This window comes from Plantactinospora sonchi (assembly GCF_036422035.1).
Taxonomy (GTDB): domain Bacteria; phylum Actinomycetota; class Actinomycetes; order Mycobacteriales; family Micromonosporaceae; genus Plantactinospora; species Plantactinospora sonchi.
On the sequence record NZ_JAZGQK010000002.1, the window covers coordinates 32,375 to 50,075 of the forward strand.

The window sequence follows — 17,701 nt, forward strand, 5'->3', positions numbered from 1 at the left end:
CCGATCAGCCCGGCGGCTCAGACGGCCGGGCCGGTCCAGTCCAGGCAGACCACCACCGCGTCGTCGACCAGGTCGCTGCCGACAAACGCCCGCAGGTCGCCGAGGAGTGACCGGACCGCCTCCAGCGGGGCCAGCGACCGGGTCCGCCGCGCCGACCGGTGCAGGGCGGTCTCGGCGTACCGGGCGGAGCGCGAGGTGGCGTTGAAGACCCCGTCGCTGACCACCAGGAGCCGGTCGCCGGGGAGGAGGCGGAACCGCTGCGACTGGTAGATCGTGCCGTCGAACATGCCGAGCGGGAACTGGTCGTCCAGCGGCTGGTCGCGTACCTCGTCGTCGCGGACCAGCAGCAGCCGGGGCGACCCGGCGTCCACCGCCGTCACCAGACCGGTGGACAGGTCCAGCTCCAGCAACAGCGCGGAGAGATGCTGCACACCCCGGTGGTAGGAGTAGATCGCCTGGTCGGCCAGGGCTGCCTGGTCGGCCAGTTCGAGGCCGGCCCGGCGGGCGTTGCGCAGCGCGTTGGTGCCGAGGCAGGTCAGCATCGAGGCGGTGACCCCCTCGCCCATGCCGTTGATCGCCGACAACCACAGCCGCCGGCTGTCGTCCGCCCAGTCGAAGGTGTCACCGCGTACCGCGTACGCCGGTTCGAGCTGGCCGGCGAGACTGAACGAGGGACGGGTCCGACTCCGGCCCGGCAGCAGTTCCCACTGCATCTCCGCGGCCAGGGTCAGCTGACGGGTCCGGGCGCCCACCGCGTACCGGTCGGTCCCGGCCCGGACCGCGACCAGCTCGTGCGCCAACGCGACGGCCGCCTCCGCCAGCTCCGACCGGCGTTGCGGGTCCGCCGGATCCGGGTTGAGCCGGAGTACGCCGATCCGTTCCCCGCGTACGGTCACCGGCAGGTACACCGTGCCGTCCTGCACCACCTCCGACTGGTGGTCGAAACACCGCCAGGCGGGGGTGCCGGCGCCGCGTACCGGGTCCCCGCCGGTCAGCGGCAGCAGCGCGGAGAGTCGGTAGTCGACCTGGAGCAGCGTGGTCTCGACGATGCCGTACTCCTTGGTCAACTCGTCGCCGAGGTGTTCCACGACAAGGTCGGCGGGGGCCTCGCCCAGGCAGCGTCGGATCCGGATCAGCCGGTCGTTCATCGTGCTCTCACTGTCCCACGTGGCGCAGGTCGTCCGGGGCGGCTGGACCGGCGCGCCGGGCGCGCCGGACCGGAGGCCGGGCGCAGCCGTGCGGCGACCTGCGTGGCGGCGGTAGTGTCGGGGCCACCATGAATCATTCCGGTGGTCCGAACGGACCGGATGCGCGCCTCGTCACGGCGGTCGACACCGCCGCCGCAGCGCTGCTCTCGGTCTGGGACGCCGCCCGGGAGCAGACGACCGGACGGCTCTCCACTTCCCAACTGCGCGCACTGATGGTGGTCGAGCAGTTCGACGGGCTCAACCTGCGCGGGCTGGCCGGCGAGCTGAACATGCTGCTCTCCTCGGCGAGCCGGCTCTGCGACCGACTGGTCGCCGCCGGCCTGGTCGAGCGGGAGCCGGGCCGGGCCGACCGACGGGAGATCTCCCTGCATCTGACCACCGTCGGTCAACGCCTGCTCGACGAGGTACGCGCCGACCGCCGTGCCCGGCTCGCCGTCACGCTCGCCGAGATGAGCCCGGCCGGTCGGCAGGCCCTGCTGCGCGGGCTCGTCGAGTTCGACCGCGCCTTCCGGGCGGAGGTCGAGGAGACCGAGCGCTCGGCCTGAGCGTGCGGCGCTCCGCCCCGGGGCGGTCCCGGACCGGTGATCGCGGCTGCTCTCCGCCACCCGCGCGGCGGATTGTCGGGCTGTGCGCATCGGTGCTGGCACTCCTGTCGACGGCAATGATTGCTTCCTGGGATAGTTGTCCGCCGGCAACAATAGCGACCCGGATTCGGGGTCGGTGACCGGGAACGGTCACCTGGCGTCGGCGCGACGACAACTCTCGGAAGTAGGCTTCCCGAACCCGGGGTGGCCGACACCTCCCGCGCCGGCCCTCGGCGCGGTGCGCGGGGTTACCGGCCCGGCCGGGCCAACCAGCGGGCCGGTTGGTCCAGCACGGTGCGGACCACCGAGCCGGCCGCTCCGAGCGCGGCGGCGTCGCCGCCGAGCAGCGCGGCGCGCACGGTCACCGGTGACCAGGCGGCGGTGAGTACGCGGCGACCGATCTCCGCCCTCACCGGCGGCGCCAGCCAGGGGGCGAGCGGAGCATAGACGCCGCCGAGCACCACGGTGTCCACGTCGAGCAGATTGATCACTCCGGCGACCGCGACGCCGAGCGCGCCGGCGGCGTCGGCGAGGGCCTGACAGGCCACCGGATCGGCCCGCTCCGCCGCCTCCACCAGCCGGGCGACCGGGGCGCCGGTCAGGCCGGCGCCACCCAGGATGGCCTCCTGGCCGGCGTACTGCTCAAGGCAGCCGCGACCGCCGCAGCGGCAGGGGCGCCCCTCCGGATGCACCGGAACGTGACCGAGTTCACCGCTCCAACCCCGAGCGCCCCGGAAGAGCGAATTGTGCAGAACGATTCCGGCACCGATCCCCACCTCGCCGGAAATGTAGATGAAGTTCCCCGAATCAGCGGCGGACGAGGCGTGAAGTTCGCCGAGCGCCGCGAGGTTCGCCTCGTTGTCGACGGTCAACCCCCGACCGGCGAGCACCGGATGCCCGCCGAGCAGCGCTGGTACGTCCACGTCCCGCCAGCCCAGGTTCGGCGCGAGCCGGACCACCCCGTCCGCGGTGACCAGCCCCGGTACGGCGAGCGCCGTGCCGGCGAGCAGCAGGTCCCGCCGGTCCGCCTCGGCGCCGGCCTCGCTGATCAGGTCGGCGACCAGGGCCAGGGCGTCGGCGGGCGGTACCGGTCGGAGATCCATCCGGCGGACCGCCCGGTGGCGTACCGTGCCGGTCAGGTCGACCAGGCAGGCGGCGAGATAGTCGACGTTGACCTCCAGCCCGAGCCCGACCGGGCCGTGGCCGGCCAGGACCAGGCCGAGTGCGGGGCGGCCGGCACCGGAACGGGGAGTCGGGTCGACCTCGGTGAGCAGTCGACCGGTGATCAGGTCGTCGACCAGGGTGGAGACGGTGGCCCGGGTCAGGCCGGTGGTGGCGGCGACCGCGGCCCGGGACGGCGGGTGGGGCGCGTTGGCGATGTGCCGGAGCACCAGCGCGAGGTTGTGCTCGCGCAGGCTGGCCTGGCGGACGGCGGTGGCCGCCGCCGCGCCGACCGGCATCGTGGTGGGTCGCGGCACGGTATTGACAATGCCATACCCCGGTAAAATAATTCAACCGATAAACAAATCGGCCGGGTTGCCGGCATGTCAACCCGGGATGTTCTCAGCGTCGAGTCCCCTCCTGGAGGTCCCCCATGGCAGTCCGACCCACCCCTGCCGACAAGTTCTCCTTCGGCCTCTGGACCGTGGGCTGGACCGCCCGCGACCCGTTCGGCGAGGCCACCCGGGACGACCTGGACCCGGTCGAGGCGGTGAACCGGCTGGCCGAGCTCGGCGCGTACGGGATCACCTTCCACGACGACGACCTGATCCCGTTCGGCTCCGACGACACCACCCGCGACCACCACATCAGCCGGTTCCGCAAGGCGCTGGAGGAGACCGGGCTGGTCGTACCGATGGTCACCACCAACCTCTTCACCCACCCGATCTTCAAGGACGGCGGCTTCACCAGCAACGACCGCGACGTCCGCCGCTTCGCGCTGCGCAAGGTCCTCCGCAACATCGACCTCGCCGCCGAACTCGGCGCGCACACCTTCGTGATGTGGGGCGGCCGGGAAGGCTCCGAGTACGACGTCGCCAAGGACATCCGGGCCGCGCTCGACCGCTACCGCGAGGCGGTCAACCTGCTCGCCGAGTACGTCATCGACCGGGGCTACAACCTCAAGTTCGCCATCGAGCCGAAGCCGAACGAGCCCCGGGGCGACATCCTGCTGCCGACCGTCGGACACGCGCTCGCCTTCATCAACGAACTGGACCACCCCGAGCTGGTCGGCCTCAACCCCGAGGTCGGGCACGAGCAGATGGCCGGGCTCAACTACATGCACGGCATCGCCCAGGCACTCTGGGCCGGCAAGCTGTTCCACCTCGACCTGAACGGTCAGCGCGGCATCAAGTACGACCAGGACCTCGTCTTCGGACACGGTGACCTGCTCAACGCGTTCGCGCTGGTGGACCTGCTGGAGAACGGTGGTCCGCAGGGCGGCCCGGCGTACGAGGGCCCCCGGCACTTCGACTACAAGCCGTCCCGGACCGAGGACTACACCGGCGTCTGGGCCTCGGCCGAGGCGAACATGCGGACGTACCTGCTGCTCAAGGAGCGGGCCGCCGCGTTCCGGGCCGACCCGGAGGTGCAGGAGGCGCTGGCCGCCAGCAAGGTCTCCGAGCTGTCGACGCCGACGCTGAACGACGGTGAGACGTACACCGACCTGCTCGCCGACCGGAGTGCGTTCGAGGAGTTGGACGTGGACGCGGTGGCGGCGCGGGGCTTCGGTTTCGTGCGGCTCAACCAGTTGGCGGTGGAGCACCTGCTCGGCGCTCGCTGAGCGTGCGACGAACCGGGGCCCGGTTGGCAGGTGATGGATCGGGTCCCGGTCGTCGATGGTGGGTCGGGGGCCGGTCGTCGATGGTGGGTCGGGTCCCGGTCGTCGATGGTGGGTCGGGGGCCGGTCGTCGGTGGTGGTTGGGGGCCGGATCGCCCACTCTGGGCGGTCAGGCTTGATCCCGTCGTGGTCGATCCGGCCGCCAACCCCGGTCTGGTCGGGGTGAGCCCGTCGGGTCGGGGTTCCCACCTGGGGTCCGGTCGGGGTGAGCCGGTCGGGTCGGGGTTTCCAGCTCCGGGCTGGTCGGGGTGAGCCCGTCGGGTTCGGCCCGACGGTAGACAGGCTTTTTCGTTCCGTCGCGGAAGATCGTCCGAAGGAGATCGGGAAGATGACGCTGGTGGCCGGGGTCGACTCGTCGACCCAGTCGTGCAAGGTGGTGATCCGGGACGCCGAGACCGGGACACTGGTCCGCGCCGGTCGGGCGGCGCACCCGGACGGGACGGAGGTCGACCCGGCGGCGTGGTGGAGAGCGCTGCAGGAGGCGATCGCCGAGGCCGGCGGGCTGGACGACGTCGCCGCCCTCGCCGTCGGTGGGCAGCAGCACGGCATGGTCTGCCTGGACGAGGCCGGTGCGGTGGTCCGACCGGCGTTGCTGTGGAACGACACCCGGTCGGCGGGCGCCGCCGCCGAGCTGGTCGACGAACTCGGTGGGGGTGAGAGCGGCGGGCGGGCCTGGGCGGACGCGGTCGGCAGCGTGCCGGTCGCCAGTTTCACCATCACCAAGCTGCGCTGGCTGGCCCGGCACGAGCCGGAGAACGCGGCACGGGTGGTGGCGGTGTGCCTGCCGCACGACTGGTTGACCTGGCGGCTGGGGGGCGCCTCCGGGCTCGACGCGCTGCGCACCGACCGGGGTGACGCGAGCGGAACGGGTTACTGGTCCCCGGCGACCGGCGAGTACCGGTTGGACCTGCTGGAGCGGGCGTTCGGGCGTACCCTCGCGGTGCCGACGGTGCTGGGGCCGGCCGAGGTGGCCGGGCGGCGGCCGAACGGCGCGCCCTTGGGGCCGGGTACCGGCGACAACGCGGCGGCCGCGCTGGGCGTCGGCGCGCTGCCGGGTGACGTGGTGGTCTCCATCGGTACGTCCGGCACCGTGTTCAGCGTCGCGGACAGCCCGGCGGCGGACCCGTCGGGGACGGTGGCCGGTTTCGCGGACGCCACCGGGCGGTTCCTGCCGCTGGTCTGCACGCTGAACGCGGCCCGGGTGCTGGACGCGGCGGCGGCGATGCTCGGGGTGAGCCTGGACGAGCTGGCGAAGCTGGCGCTGTCGGCTCCGGCCGGGGCGGACGGCCTGGTGATGGTCCCCTACCTGGAGGGGGAACGGACCCCGAACCGTCCACTCGCGACCGGTGCCGTGCACGGGCTGACCCTGCGCACCTCAACCCCGGCGCACCTCGCCCGGGCGGCGGTGGAGGGGATGCTCTGCGCGCTCGCCGACGGCCTGGACGCGATGCTGGCGCACGGGGCGACCGCGAACCGGATCATCCTGGTCGGTGGCGGCGCCCGGTCCGAGGCGGTACGCCGGATCGCGCCCGAGGTCTTCGGGTGCCCGGTGCTGGTCCCCGAGCCGGGGGAGTACGTCGCCGACGGTGCCGCCCGGCAGGCCGCCTGGGTACTGGCGGGCGGGGAGCAGCCGCCCACCTGGTCCACCGGCCGCGCTCAGGAGTACGCCGGGGACGGTGTGCCGCGCATCCGCGAGCAGTACGCCGCGGCCAGGGGTCTGGTCCTGGACCGTACGGCGGCGGCGTAACGCGATCACGAGGGAGCTTCTGCTGGTGGCCGGCGGCTGTCGTCGCTGGCCACCAGTTGGCGCTGACCCCGTACGGCACGCTCTCCCGGGCCGGGGGGCACCGACGGCTAGACGGCGCCGGACAGGTACTCGCCACGTCGTCGCGGATCGAACCTCTCGATCGCGTACCGCAGCATCACCCGGGGCATGGCCCGGTAGTGCCGGGCCAGGAACTCCTCCTCCGCCGCCCGGTCACGGTTGCCCACCTCACGCAGCATCCAGCCCACCGCCTTGTGGACGAGGTCGTGCGGGTCGTGCAGCAGCCGTTCAGCCAGCCGGAAGGTCCAGTGGAAGTCTCTGGCCCTGATGAAGGCGAACGTCGCCATGACGGCGATCCGTCGATCCCACAACAGGCTCGACCCGGCCAACCGGTCCAGGACGCTCCGGTCCCTGTCGATCAGCCAGGGGCCGACGATGTACGGGGCGGACGAGTCCACCAGGTCCCAGTTGTTGATGCGGTCGGTGTGGGCCAGGACGATGCGGAAGATCCGGCCCTGCTCCTCCTCGTCACCCTTGGCGAACTTCCGCACCAGGATGAAGAGCGCGGTCAGTCTCTCCTCGTGCGCACCGCTCGTCAGCAGCTCCGTCGTTTCGGCCAGCGAGAGGTCACGCCAGTACCGCCCGGCCACCCTGCGCTGTTCCGGTACGGAGACACCGATGGCCCGGTCGCCCTCGCCGTACCCACCGGGCGTCATCTGCAGGAACCGGCGCACCGCCTCCGCCCGGCGCGGGTCGGCGAGGCTGGCGAGTGCGTGCCGGACGTCCGTGGCCGTGACCATGACTGTCCAACCTACCGGGACCGCCGGTGCCGACAGACCCAGCCAGTGGGGTCCTCGGACGGCGACCACGTCCCGGGGTCCGCTGACGAGCGGGGATCTGCCATCCTCGCTGGAGTGTGGAGACGAGCGTCGGGGCGGGATCCGGTGGAGCGGCGGCTACGTGAGGCGTTCGGCCGGGGCGTCGAGGTCGACCTGACCGACGTAGCCGGGCCGGTACGCGCCGAGGTGCTGGCCGACCTGCTCGCCGAACCGGGAAGCCCGTCCCGGGCGGCGTTGCGGCTGCGGGGCGCCCGGGTCGTCGGTCGGCTCGACCTGCGCAACGTCTCGGTCGGCGTACCGGTGCGGTTCGAGGGGTGCGAGTTCGACGACGTACCGGAGTTGACCGAGGCGGTGCTGGTGAACCTGGTCCTCCGCGGGTGTGTGCTGCCTGGACTGTCGGCCCGGCTCGCCGAGGTACGTGGTGACCTGACCCTGGCCGGCTGCGAGGTCGGCGGGCTCGTGGACCTGCGGGACGCCCGGATCGGCGGCAACCTCGACCTCGACGGGGCGACGCTGCGCCGTCCGGGCGGGGTGGCGCTCGACGGTGACCGGTTGGCGGTGACCGGCAACCTGACCGCCCGGTACGGCTGCACCGTCCACGGGGAGCTGTTGCTGGTCCATGCCCGGATCGGCAGCCAGCTCAACCTGACCGGCGCGTGGCTGCGCAACCCCGGCGGCTTCGTGCTGAACCTCGGCGGGGCACAGGTGCGCAGTCTCTGGCTGACCTTCGCCGAGCGGCCCGAAGGCCGGGTCCGGCTCTCCGGCGTACAGGCCGAGTCGATCTTCGACTATCCGGCGTCCTGGCCGCCGGAACTCGACCTGATCGGCTGCACCTACAAGCTGCTGATCGCCCGAGAACCGGGCGGGCCGGGTGAACCGCTGCCGTTGGTGCCGGTCAGCGTCCGACAGCGGCTGGACTGGCTGCGGCGCAGTCCCGAGGGCTACGTCCCGCAGCCGTACGAGCAGTTGGCCGAGGCGTACCGGCGGGGTGGGCAGGAGGTGGAGGCCCGCCGGGTGCTGCTGGAGCGGCAACGACGGCGGCGGGCCACCCTGCGGCTGCCGGGGCGGATCCTCGGCCACCTGCTCGACGGGCTGGTCGGGTACGGCTACCGCACCTGGTTGGCCGGTATCTGGCTGGTCGGCTTCTGGGTACTCGGGGCGGTCAGTTTCGCCCTCGATCCGTCCGTGCCCCGGAACCCGGCCGAGGCGCCGACGCGTAATCCGGTGCTGCAGGCGCTCGACCTGTTGCTACCGATCGTCAACCTGGGCCACGACAACGCCTGGAAGCCCTCGGGAGCCACCGAGTACGTCGCCGCGCTGCTGGTCCTCGCCGGCTGGGTGCTGACCACCGCCGTCGTCGCCGGGTTGACCCGGACCCTGAACAGGTGAGCCGGCCGACCGGCCGGGTTCAGCGCCGCAGACCCGAGGGCGACGGCCGGCGGCAGGCGGCGGTGCGGGCGGACCGGAGTCGTCGCCGCGTCGGTCCGGTGTTCAGCCCTTGCGGCCGGTGGTGGCGATGCCCTGGACGAAGTGCCGTTGGGCCAGGAAGAACAGGATGATCATCGGAATGGTGGCGATCACGGACCCGGCGAGGACGATTTCCCACTGCTGCTGGTCGCTGCCGTAGCCGAAGCGGTCGAGCAGCACCTTCAGGCCGCGCGGCAGGGTGAAGAGCGACTCGTCCCGCAGGTAGATCAGCGGCTTCAGCAGGTCGGTCCAGCTCGCCTTGAACTCGAAGACGAACGCGACCAGCAGGGCCGGCCGGATCAGCGGGAAGGCCATCCGCCAGAAGAGCTGCGGATAGCTGGCGCCGTCGACCCGGGCGGCCTCGAAGTACTCCCGGGGCAGGGAGAGCAGGAACTGCCGGATCAGGAAGATGTAGAAGGCCGAGCCGAAGAGGTTGCCCGCCCAGAGCGGTACCTGGGTGCCGGTGAGTCCCAGCTCCGACCAGATCAGGTAGTTCGGGATCATGGTGACCGCGAACGGCAGCATCATGGTCGCCAGCACCAGCCCGAAGAGGATGTTCCGCCCCGGGAACCGGAAGTAGGCGAAGCCGAACGCGATCCACGCGCTGGAGATGGTGACCGCCGCCGCCGCGGCGACCGCCACCACCACACTGTTGCCCAGCCAGGTGAGCAGTGGAACGGCGGACCACGCGTCGACGTAGTTCTCCGGCGCGAAGGGGACCGGCAGGAATCCGGTGGAGAAGACGTACTCGCGGGGACGCAGCGAGGCGCTGACCAGCCAGACGAACGGCACCATGAACAGCACCGCGGCGCCGACCAACGCGACCAGGTAGGGCAGCCGGCGCCACCACGGCCGGCCCGCGTCCGGGTCGGACATCGGCCGCCGCCGTCCGGCCGGCTCGGACGGACCCGGCGGCGCCGGACTGAATCCCGGTACGACGGGGTCCGCACCGCTGCGGACCACGGTGTCGCTCATCGGTCCTCTCCCTCGTAGTAGACGAACCGGCGGGAGAGCCGCACCTGGACCACGGTGATGACGAGGATGACCAGGAAGAGCAGCCAGGCCATCGCCGAGGCGTACCCCATGTGCAGGAACTGGAACGCCTCCTGGAAGAGCCGGATCACGTAGAAGCTGGCGGCGTCGGAATTGAACGCGTTCTGGGTCTGCCGGTTGCCGAAGTACATCGTGTAGACCTCGGTGAACATCTGCAGCGAGGCGATCGTGTTCACGATCAGCGTGAAGAAGAGCGAACCGGAGATCATCGGTACGGTCACGTGCCGGAACCGGGACCACGCCCCGGCACCGTCCAGGCTCGCCGCCTCGTACAGGTCGCGGGGCACGTTCTGCAACGCGGCGAGGTAGATGATCACGGTGGAGCCGAGGCTCCAGAGGCTCATCAGCACGATCCCGGGCATCACCCAGCCCGGATCGGTGGTCCACGCCGGGCCGTCGATCCCGACCAGCGCCAGCCCCCGGTTGACCAAGCCGTCCTGGGTGTTGAGCAGGAGCAGGAAGAGCACCCCGACCGCCACCGTCGGAGTCATCACCGGCAGGTAGAAGACGGTCCGGAAGAAGCCCTGCAACCGGCCGACCCGGAGCAGCAGCATCGCCAGCCCGAGCGAGACCGCCATGGTCAGCGGCACGTGCAGCACCGTGTAGTAGACCGTGTTGGTCAGGCTGCGCAGCACCGCCGGGTCCTCGGCGATCCGCCGGTAGTTGTCCAGCCCGGTCCAGGTCGGCGCGTTGATCACGTCGTACTCGGTGAAGCCGAGCCAGAGGCTGGCCAGCATCGGACCGGCCTGGAAGACCAGGAAGCCGACGATCCACGGCGCGATGAAGACGTACGCCCAGCGGGCCTCGCGGCGCGCCGCCGGGCTCCTCCGGTGGCGACGCCGGACGGCGGACCCGGTGGCCCGTCCGCCCGGCGCGGCGGTGACGCTGCTGGTGCTCATCACCGGCCTACTTCGCGGCCCGGTCCAGCGCGGCGGTCGCCTCCGACTGGGCCCGGCGCAGCGCCTCGGCCGGATCGTTCTGACCCGACAGCACCCGGTTGACCGCGTCCATCCACGCCTTGTCGAACTCGGCGGCGGCCGGCGAGGCCGGGATGGTGAACGCGTGGTCCTGCACCGACAGGATCGTCTGTACGGCCTGGTCGAACCGGGGGTTGCCGGACGGCTGGTAGACCTCGGACATGATCCGCCGGTCCGCCTCGGCGTTACCGGTGTAGAGGCCGGTGAACGGGGCGTTGGCGGCCTTCCGGGCCTCCACCCGGGCCTTCGCCGCCGCCACCCAGGTGTCGGTCGAGGTCATCTCCTTGGCGAACGCGCACGCCGCCTCCGGGTTCTTCGCGCCCTTCGGAATCGCCCAGGCCTGGCCGTTGCTCATGGTCAGCGGACTGCCCTGCCGGTCGACAAACGGCTTCACCAGCAGTTGCGCCTCCGGGGTGTTCTTCGCCGCCTGGTTGAGGAACCAGTCCTCCATCGGCCAGACCGCGAGCTGGTCGCGGGCCAACGGGCTCTCCGCCCCGAAGAAGTCGAAGGTGTCCCGGAAGCCTTTGAACTTCCCCCAGCCGCCCTGCCGCTGGATCAGTTCGACCGTGGTCCGCAGTGCCTCCAGCACCTTCGGGTCGTCGAGCCGGGCGGTCCGGCCGTCGGCGGAGAGCAGGTCGACTCCGTTGGCCTTGGCCCACATCGGCAGGAACTCGGGAATCTTCGGATCGAGACCGATCCGGTTGATCCGGTTGCCGCTGACCTCGGCCAGTCGGTCCGCCAGCGCCGGCAGTCCGGCCCAGTCGGCGAGGTTGACCTGGTCGGGGCTGAGTCCGGCCTTCCGCAGTACCGCCTCGTTCAGGTAGACGACCCGGACGGTGTAGAACTCCGGGATGCCGTAGAGCGTGCCGTTCAGGGTCACCTGCTCGCGGGCCGCCGGCCGGTACTGGTCGAGGTTGATGCCCTGGTCCTTGACGCAGTCGGTGAGCGGCATGACCGAGCCTCGGCTGGCGTACGTCCCGATCAGTTTCCGGTCCAGGTAGACCAGGTCCGGCGGGTTGCCGTCGGCGACCGCGGAGAGGAACACCTGCTCGTCGAAGGCACCCTCGCTGATGTTCACCGTGACGTCCGGGTGTGCCTGCTTGAACCGATCGACCCGGGTGGTGGCGATCTCGTCGGGCAGACTGAACCCGAGCGTGGTGAGCGAGCCGGAACCGGTGCCGCCGTCCGTACCGTCGCCACCACCGACGCCACCGCATCCGGTGACGCCGAGCGCCAGCGTCAGCAGCGCGGCCAACCCAGGGCCTTTCCACATCATGACCTCCCCGACCGTTCCCGGGCCGGTCCGGGAGCGCAGCGGGTCCCTACTTCCACTTCGCCGCCAGGTTGAAACGCCTCCGGCGAGGATCGGGCACGGTCTGCGCCACCTTCCCGCCGACCTGCGGCACGGGAGGTGTGCGGCAACGTCGCAGCGATCCGAGGTTGTGTATCGCCGGCCCGACGTCGAAGATCGATTTACCGCACTGAAATCGATCCGTCTCGTACTGTCAACACCCGGCTCGTCTGCTCTGAGGACCCCCACTCCGGGCCACCCGAACGCCCGGACACCCCCACGGAAAGGCGCACAGGTGCATCGATCCGCCGTGTCACCCCGGTCCCGACCCGGTCTCCGGGTCGCGCTGCTCGCCACCGTCCTGGCCAGCGTCGCCGCCGTCGTCACCGCCTCCCTCGGCACCCCCACCGAGGCGACCGGCCGGCACCGGCCGTTCCCGCTCGATCTCGAACGTGCCGGCATCCCCCAACTCCAGACCGCGCTCGCCACCCGGCGGATCACCTCCGAGGAACTCGTCGAGGCGTACCTGGCGCGGATCCGGACGCTGAACAGCAACGGGCCGGGGCTGAACGCGGTCCGGGTGGTCGCCCGGGACGCCGTCGCCCAGGCGCGACAGGCCGACCAGGAGCGCCGCAAGGGCCGGGTCCGGGGCCCGATGCACGGCATCCCGGTGCTGGTCAAGGACAACATCGACGTCAAGGGCCTGCCGACCACCGCCGGCGCGCTGGCGTTGGAGAACTCCCGGCCGGCCGGGGACGCCTTCCTGGTCACCCGGTTGAGAGCGGCCGGCGCGGTCATCATCGGCAAGACCAACCTGACCGAGTTCGCCAACTTCACCACCAACGGCATGCCGTCCGGCTACAGCGGGCTCGGCGGCCAGGTGCTCAACCCGTACGACGTCAGCCAGGCCCCGAGCGGGTCCAGCTCGGGATCCGGGGCGGCGGCCGCGGCCGCGCTCGCCACCGTCACCATCGGTACCGAGACCTCCGGCTCGATCCTCAGCCCGTCGGCGGCGAACTCCCTGGTCGGGGTGAAGCCGACGGTCGGACTGGTCAGCCGTACCGGGGTGGTGCCGATCGCGGCCAGCCAGGACACCGCCGGCCCGATGACCCGGACCGTGTACGACGCCGCCGCGCTGCTCACCGCGCTCACCGGCGTCGACCCGGCGGACCCGGTCACCGGAACCAGCGCCGGTGTGGTCGGCACCGACTACACGTCGGCACTCTCCACCACCGCGCTGGCCGGGAAGCGGATCGGCGTGGCCAGCTCACCGACCGGCAACCAGGGAGTGCTGTTCACCGAGGCCCTCGACGTGCTCCGGGCCCAGGGCGCCACGGTGGTGCCGGTGACGGTGAACACCGGCGGCATGCCGCCGAGCATCCTGACCTACGAGTTCAAGCGGGACCTGAACGCGTACCTGGCCCGGCTGCCGCGCGACGCCCCGATGCGGACCCTGGACGACGTGGTCCGGTGGAACCTGGCGCACGCCGACGAGGGTTCGGTCAAGTTCGGCCAGACCCAGCTCGTCGCCTCCAACGAGGTCGACCTGACCGACCCGGCGGCCCGGGCCGAGTACGAGACCAACCGAAACACCGGCATCAGCACCGCCCGGGAACGGATCGACTCGGTGTTGACCGCCGAGAACCTGGACGCGATCGTCTTCGTCGGCAGCGGCTCGGCCGGGATCGGGGCCCGCGCCCAGTACCCGTCGGTCGCGGTGCCGATCGGCTACGACCCGTCGAACGGTCGCCCGGTCGGGATGTCCTTCCTCGGCACCGCCTGGACCGAGGCCGACCTGCTGGCCCTCGCCTACGACTACGAGCAGGCGTCGCTGAGGTGGCGGCCGCCGTCGCAGGTGAACCCGTCGCTGTTCCGGTGCGCCGACTTCGCCGACCGCACGACGAGCTGCGCCCCGTAACGAGGTAAGGAAGGGGCCCTTCCTGTCGTTTCTGGTATAGAAAGGGCCCCTTCCTAACCGGTTCGACATGCGGTGCGTCGGTAGCGGGTAGGAGATGTGGTGCAACCGCGACACATCCCCCGGGAGGACAGCATGCGGATCGGTTACTTCCTGTCCAGTGAGGAGTACACCCCGGCCGAGCTGCTGGAACAGGCCAGTGGCGCCGAGCAGGCCGGATTCGAGGCACTCTGGATCTCCGACCACTACCACCCGTGGGTGGACGCGCAGGGGCAGAGTGCCTTCGTCTGGTCGATGATCGGCGCGTTGAGCCAGGTCTGCCGGCTGCCGGTGACCACCGCGGTCACCTGCCCCACCGTACGGATCCATCCGGCGGTCATTGCCCAGGCGGCGGCGACCAGCGCGGTACTGCACCAGGGCCGGTTCGTGCTCGGGGTCGGCACCGGCGAAGCGCTCAACGAGCACATCTTCGGTGACCCGTGGCCGAGCGCCGACGTCCGGCTGGAGATGCTGGAGGAGTCCGTCGAGGTGATGCGCGAGCTCTGGCAGGGCGGTTTTGTCGAGCACCACGGCAAGCACTACACGGTGGAGAACGCCCGGATCTACACACTGCCCGAGACCCCACCGGCGGTCTACGTCTCCGGCTTCGGGCCGAAGGCGGTCGACCTGGCGGCCCGGATCGGCGACGGCTACGTCAGCACCATGCCCGACGGCGACCTGGTCAAGCGCTTCCGGGACGGCGGCGGCGGGGACAAGCCCTGCCAGGCCGGGTTCAAGGCCGCCTTCGCCGACAGCGCGGCGGAGGGTGCCCGGATCGCGTACGAACGCTGGCCGAACGCGGGTGTGCCGGGTGAGCTGTCCCAGGTGCTGCCCTCTCCCCGGCACTTCGAGCAGGCGTCGGAACTGGTCACCGAGGAGATGGTGGGCAAGGCGTTCGTCTGCGGCAACGATCCGGAGGCGCACCTGGAGATGATCGACAAGTACCGGCAGGCCGGCTTCGACGAGGTGTACGTCGCCAACACCGGTCCGCACTACCAGGGCCTGTTCGACCTGTACGCCAAGCACGTCCTGCCGCAGGTGCGCTGAACGACGCCCCGACGTGACGGCCGTCCGGACTCCCCGGACGGCCGTCACCGTCTTCCGTCACCGCCGTCCGGGGCGGTTTCCCCTCGGGTCGCGCCGAGCCGCTGCCGGGGCGGCGGTCACGGGTTCCACCGGTGCCTGGCTGTTTCGGCGGCGGGGCCTCCGGCCGGGCGGCGACGCCGGCTCCGGCCCCGGGTCCGGTGCCGGCGGCAGCGGTACCGTCACCGCGCGGCCGGGCACCAGCGTCACCGGCCGCCCGTGGTGGCGCAGTTCCAGCCCGTCCGGGCCGTCCGCCGCCAGCAGGTACGTCACCTCGTCCGGTTCGACGGTGACCTGGATCCGGCGCCCCTGCCAGCGAAGGGCGAACCGCATCCGGTGCAGGGCCGGCGGCAGGCGGGGGGAGAAGGCCGGCCCACCGTCCTCGTCGCGGAAGCCGCCGAAGCCGACGACCAGTGCGATCCAGACCCCGGCGAGGGCGGCGACGTGCAGCCCGTCCCGGGTCTGGTCGCCGAGGCTGTGCAGGTCGTGCAGGGCCGACTCGGCGAGCAGGGCGTACGCCAGGTCGAGGTGTCCCAGTTCGGCGGCGAGGACCGCCTGGCCGCACGCCGACAGCGACGAGTCCCGGACCGTACGGCGCTCGTAGTAGGCGAAGTTGCGGGCCTTCTCCTCGGCCGTGAACGCCGATCCGCAATCCTGCATCGCCAGTACGACGTCGGCCTGCTTGACCACCTGCCGGCGGTACAGCTCCAGGTACGGGTAGTGGAGCAGCAGCGGGTACTCGGCCGCGTCGGTGCCGGCGAAGTCCCACTCCGGGAGTGCGGTGAACCCGGCGCACTGCTCGTGCACTCCACGCTTCGGGTCGTACGGCAGGTGCATCGCCTCGGCGGCCGCGCGCCAGGCGTTCAGTTCCGCCGGCTCGACGCCGAGCTCCCGGGCCCGCTGCGGAAACCGGCAGGCGGTCTCCACCGCGCCGAGCAGGTTCTTCCGGGCCATCAGGTTGGTGAAGAGGTTGTCGTTGACCAGTGCGGTGTACTCGTCCGGTCCGGTCACGCCGTGCAGGTGGAAGCCGCCGGCGTCGTCGTAGTGGCCCACCCGGCTCCACAGTCGGGCGGTCTCCACCAGCAGTTCCAGCCCGGTGTCGCGGAGGAATCCGAGGTCGCCGGTGGCGGTGGCGTGGCGCAGCACGGCGACCGCGATGTCGGCGTTGACGTGCAGCGCGGCGGTGCCGGCCGGCCAGTAGCCCGAACACTCCCGGCCACCGATGGTCCGCCACGGGAAGGCCGCGCCGGCCAGCCGCAGCGTCCGGGCCCGCTCGCGCGCCTGGTCGAGGGTGTCGTGCCGCCACCGCAGCGGCCCGGCCGCGAGTTCCGGTCGCAGGTACGTCAACACCCGCAGGACGAAGATCTCGGCGTCCCACATGGTGTGCCCGTCGTAGCCGTTGCCGGTCAGCCCCTTCGCCGGGATCGGCCGGTCCCCGGTCCGGGCGGCCGCCTGCACCAGGTGGAAGAGCGCGAATCGGACCGCCTGCTGCAGCTGCGGATCGCCGTCGACCAGCACGTCCGCGTCCGCCCAGTAGGCGTCGAGGTAGGCCCGCTGATCGGCGAGCAGACCGGCCCAGCCGCGCTCGACCGCGCGGTCGAGCGCCGCCCGCGCCGCCGCGACCAGTTCCGCCCGTACCGGTCCGCCGCCGGTCCCGTTCCCGTCGTGCGGCCGTACCGGTCCGCCGCCGGTCTTCCGGTCCCCGTCGTGCGGCCGGCCGGCCTCGGCGGGTGGCTGGTCGGCCGAGTGGGCGTACGCCACCAGCTTGGTCAGTACGAGCCGCTGCCCCGGAGCCAGTTCGGTTTCGACGATGGTCCGGATCAGGTCGGACTCGGCGGCGACCGCGATCCGGGCCTCGGCCGGTGCCTCCTCGCGGTCATCGTCCGAGGTGACGGTCTCGACCAGGTGGGTGACGGCCGCCGCGACCCGCTGCCCACTGGTGCGGGTCCGGTGCGCCAGCAGCCCACCCGCCCGGTCGACGACGCGGTGCTCCGCCACCAGCGGGCGGTCGAGCGTCGTCGGGGCCCGGGGGTCGTCGCCGTCGGCGTCGCCCAGTTCCGGATTGGCCCGCAGGTCCGAGTGCAACCTGACCCGGGCCGTCCGGTCGAGGGCGGTCACCTCGCAGCGGATCCCCAGCACCGCCGGCTCGACCAGCGAGACCAGACGCGTCCAGGTCACCCGTACCGGTGCGGAGGACGGGGTCCGGCCGTGCGGTGCCCGCTCGTGCAGCGTCCGGCTCAACGTACCGGCGCGCAGGTCGAGGACCCGTTCGTGCCGGTCCGGCCGGTCGTCGCGTACGTCGAGCGGCTGGTCGTCGACGAAGAGTCGCAGCGGCGTTCCGTCGGGTACCCCGATCAGGACCTGGTTGCGTTCCGGGAAGGCGTACCCCTGCTCGGGGTAGGTCAGCTCGCGTTCCTCGTAGCACGAGTTCAGGTAGGTGCTCGGCAGGCCGCTGGTGCCGCCTTCGTCGAGGACGCCCCGGACCCCGAGCCACCCGTTGCCGAGCGCGAAAATCGACTCCAGATCGGACAGCTCCTCGGCGCTGACCGGGTCCTCCCGGACCAGCCAGGTGTCGGGATCGTCGCTGGCCGGTGCGGTACGCGGGCGGGGTACCTGTGGCGTCGGGCGGTGGCGGGTCATT

At 71.8% G+C, this 17,701-nt stretch carries 13 protein-coding genes; 6 read left to right on the top strand and 7 right to left on the bottom strand.

All coding sequences use genetic code 11. From position 1 onward, the window contains the following. Positions 1-17: 17 nt before the first annotated feature. Positions 18-1,148, bottom strand: coding sequence for a PP2C family protein-serine/threonine phosphatase (locus V1633_RS02330; RefSeq protein WP_331212445.1), 1,131 nt, complete (start codon positions 1,146-1,148; stop codon positions 18-20). A gap of 128 nt (positions 1,149-1,276) precedes the next feature. Here V1633_RS02330 and V1633_RS02335 point away from each other — a divergent pair, with 128 nt between their 5' ends. After that, entirely contained in the window at positions 1,277-1,753 is a 477-nt protein-coding gene (locus tag V1633_RS02335; protein WP_331212446.1) for a MarR family winged helix-turn-helix transcriptional regulator, read from the top strand. 287 nt (positions 1,754-2,040) lie between these two features. Here the strand turns inward: V1633_RS02335 and V1633_RS02340 are convergent, their stop codons facing one another. After that, positions 2,041-3,252 (bottom strand): ROK family protein, encoded by a 1,212-nt coding sequence (locus V1633_RS02340; protein WP_331212648.1) that lies wholly within the window; start codon positions 3,250-3,252, stop codon positions 2,041-2,043. 134 nt (positions 3,253-3,386) lie between these two features. Here V1633_RS02340 and xylA point away from each other — a divergent pair, with 134 nt between their 5' ends. Together xylA and xylB are read left to right on the top strand one after the other, a co-directional pair. Then, positions 3,387-4,574, top strand: a complete 1,188-nt coding sequence (gene xylA / locus V1633_RS02345; RefSeq protein ID WP_331212447.1) for a xylose isomerase — start codon at positions 3,387-3,389, stop codon at positions 4,572-4,574. A gap of 385 nt (positions 4,575-4,959) precedes the next feature. Next, positions 4,960-6,378 (top strand): xylulokinase, encoded by a 1,419-nt coding sequence (xylB, locus tag V1633_RS02350; protein ID WP_331212448.1) that lies wholly within the window; start codon positions 4,960-4,962, stop codon positions 6,376-6,378. A gap of 107 nt (positions 6,379-6,485) precedes the next feature. On the opposite strand, the gene V1633_RS02355 is transcribed toward xylB, so the two are convergent. Then, a complete protein-coding gene (locus tag V1633_RS02355) occupies positions 6,486-7,196 on the bottom strand; it encodes a DNA alkylation repair protein (protein ID WP_331212449.1) in 711 nt (236 codons plus the stop codon). 114 nt (positions 7,197-7,310) lie between these two features. On the opposite strand from V1633_RS02355, the gene V1633_RS02360 reads away from it, so the two are divergent. Beyond that, a complete protein-coding gene (locus V1633_RS02360; RefSeq protein ID WP_331212450.1) occupies positions 7,311-8,624 on the top strand; it encodes a hypothetical protein in 1,314 nt (437 codons plus the stop codon). Positions 8,625-8,726: 102 nt separating this feature from the next. Here the strand turns inward: V1633_RS02360 and V1633_RS02365 are convergent, their stop codons facing one another. Genes V1633_RS02365 through V1633_RS02375 form a run of 3 tightly spaced genes read right to left on the bottom strand, consistent with a single transcriptional unit; the run spans position 8,727 to position 12,005 of the window. Then, entirely contained in the window at positions 8,727-9,677 is a 951-nt protein-coding gene (locus tag V1633_RS02365; RefSeq protein ID WP_331212451.1) for a carbohydrate ABC transporter permease, read from the bottom strand. Then, positions 9,674-10,654, bottom strand: coding sequence for a carbohydrate ABC transporter permease (locus V1633_RS02370; RefSeq protein ID WP_331212452.1), 981 nt, complete (start codon positions 10,652-10,654; stop codon positions 9,674-9,676). The genes V1633_RS02365 and V1633_RS02370 overlap by 4 nt, the downstream gene beginning before the upstream one ends. 7 nt (positions 10,655-10,661) lie before the next feature. After that, positions 10,662-12,005: an extracellular solute-binding protein gene (locus tag V1633_RS02375; protein WP_331212453.1), complete on the bottom strand. Its 1,344-nt coding sequence runs from the start codon at positions 12,003-12,005 to the stop codon at positions 10,662-10,664. Between the two features lie 313 nt (positions 12,006-12,318). Here V1633_RS02375 and V1633_RS02380 point away from each other — a divergent pair, with 313 nt between their 5' ends. Both V1633_RS02380 and V1633_RS02385 read left to right on the top strand, forming a co-directional pair. Continuing rightward, on the top strand, positions 12,319-13,941 hold the full coding sequence (locus V1633_RS02380) for an amidase family protein (RefSeq protein WP_331212454.1): 1,623 nt from the start codon (positions 12,319-12,321) through the stop codon (positions 13,939-13,941). Positions 13,942-14,073: 132 nt separating this feature from the next. After that, entirely contained in the window at positions 14,074-15,024 is a 951-nt protein-coding gene (locus V1633_RS02385) for a TIGR03557 family F420-dependent LLM class oxidoreductase (RefSeq protein ID WP_331212649.1), read from the top strand. 57 nt (positions 15,025-15,081) lie between these two features. On the opposite strand, the gene V1633_RS02390 is transcribed toward V1633_RS02385, so the two are convergent. Continuing rightward, on the bottom strand, positions 15,082-17,700 hold the full coding sequence (locus V1633_RS02390) for a glycoside hydrolase family 65 protein (protein ID WP_331212455.1): 2,619 nt from the start codon (positions 17,698-17,700) through the stop codon (positions 15,082-15,084). Position 17,701 lies beyond the last annotated feature (1 nt).

What these genes read in the sequence shown, in the direction of transcription:
- V1633_RS02330 (WP_331212445.1), bottom strand. Translation starts at nt 1,148, where the DNA reads ATGAACGACCGGCTGATCCGGATCCGACGCTGCCTGGGCGAGGCCCCC.
- V1633_RS02340 (WP_331212648.1), bottom strand. Translation starts at nt 3,252, where the DNA reads ATGCCGGTCGGCGCGGCGGCGGCCACCGCCGTCCGCCAGGCCAGCCTG.
- V1633_RS02375 (WP_331212453.1), bottom strand. Translation starts at nt 12,005, where the DNA reads ATGTGGAAAGGCCCTGGGTTGGCCGCGCTGCTGACGCTGGCGCTCGGC.
- xylA (WP_331212447.1), top strand. Translation starts at nt 3,387, where the DNA reads ATGGCAGTCCGACCCACCCCTGCCGACAAGTTCTCCTTCGGCCTCTGG.
- V1633_RS02385 (WP_331212649.1), top strand. Translation starts at nt 14,074, where the DNA reads ATGCGGATCGGTTACTTCCTGTCCAGTGAGGAGTACACCCCGGCCGAG.
- xylB (WP_331212448.1), top strand. Translation starts at nt 4,960, where the DNA reads ATGACGCTGGTGGCCGGGGTCGACTCGTCGACCCAGTCGTGCAAGGTG.
- V1633_RS02365 (WP_331212451.1), bottom strand. Translation starts at nt 9,677, where the DNA reads ATGAGCGACACCGTGGTCCGCAGCGGTGCGGACCCCGTCGTACCGGGA.
- V1633_RS02335 (WP_331212446.1), top strand. Translation starts at nt 1,277, where the DNA reads ATGAATCATTCCGGTGGTCCGAACGGACCGGATGCGCGCCTCGTCACG.
- V1633_RS02355 (WP_331212449.1), bottom strand. Translation starts at nt 7,196, where the DNA reads ATGGTCACGGCCACGGACGTCCGGCACGCACTCGCCAGCCTCGCCGAC.
- V1633_RS02370 (WP_331212452.1), bottom strand. Translation starts at nt 10,654, where the DNA reads ATGAGCACCAGCAGCGTCACCGCCGCGCCGGGCGGACGGGCCACCGGG.
- V1633_RS02390 (WP_331212455.1), bottom strand. Translation starts at nt 17,700, where the DNA reads ATGACCCGCCACCGCCCGACGCCACAGGTACCCCGCCCGCGTACCGCA.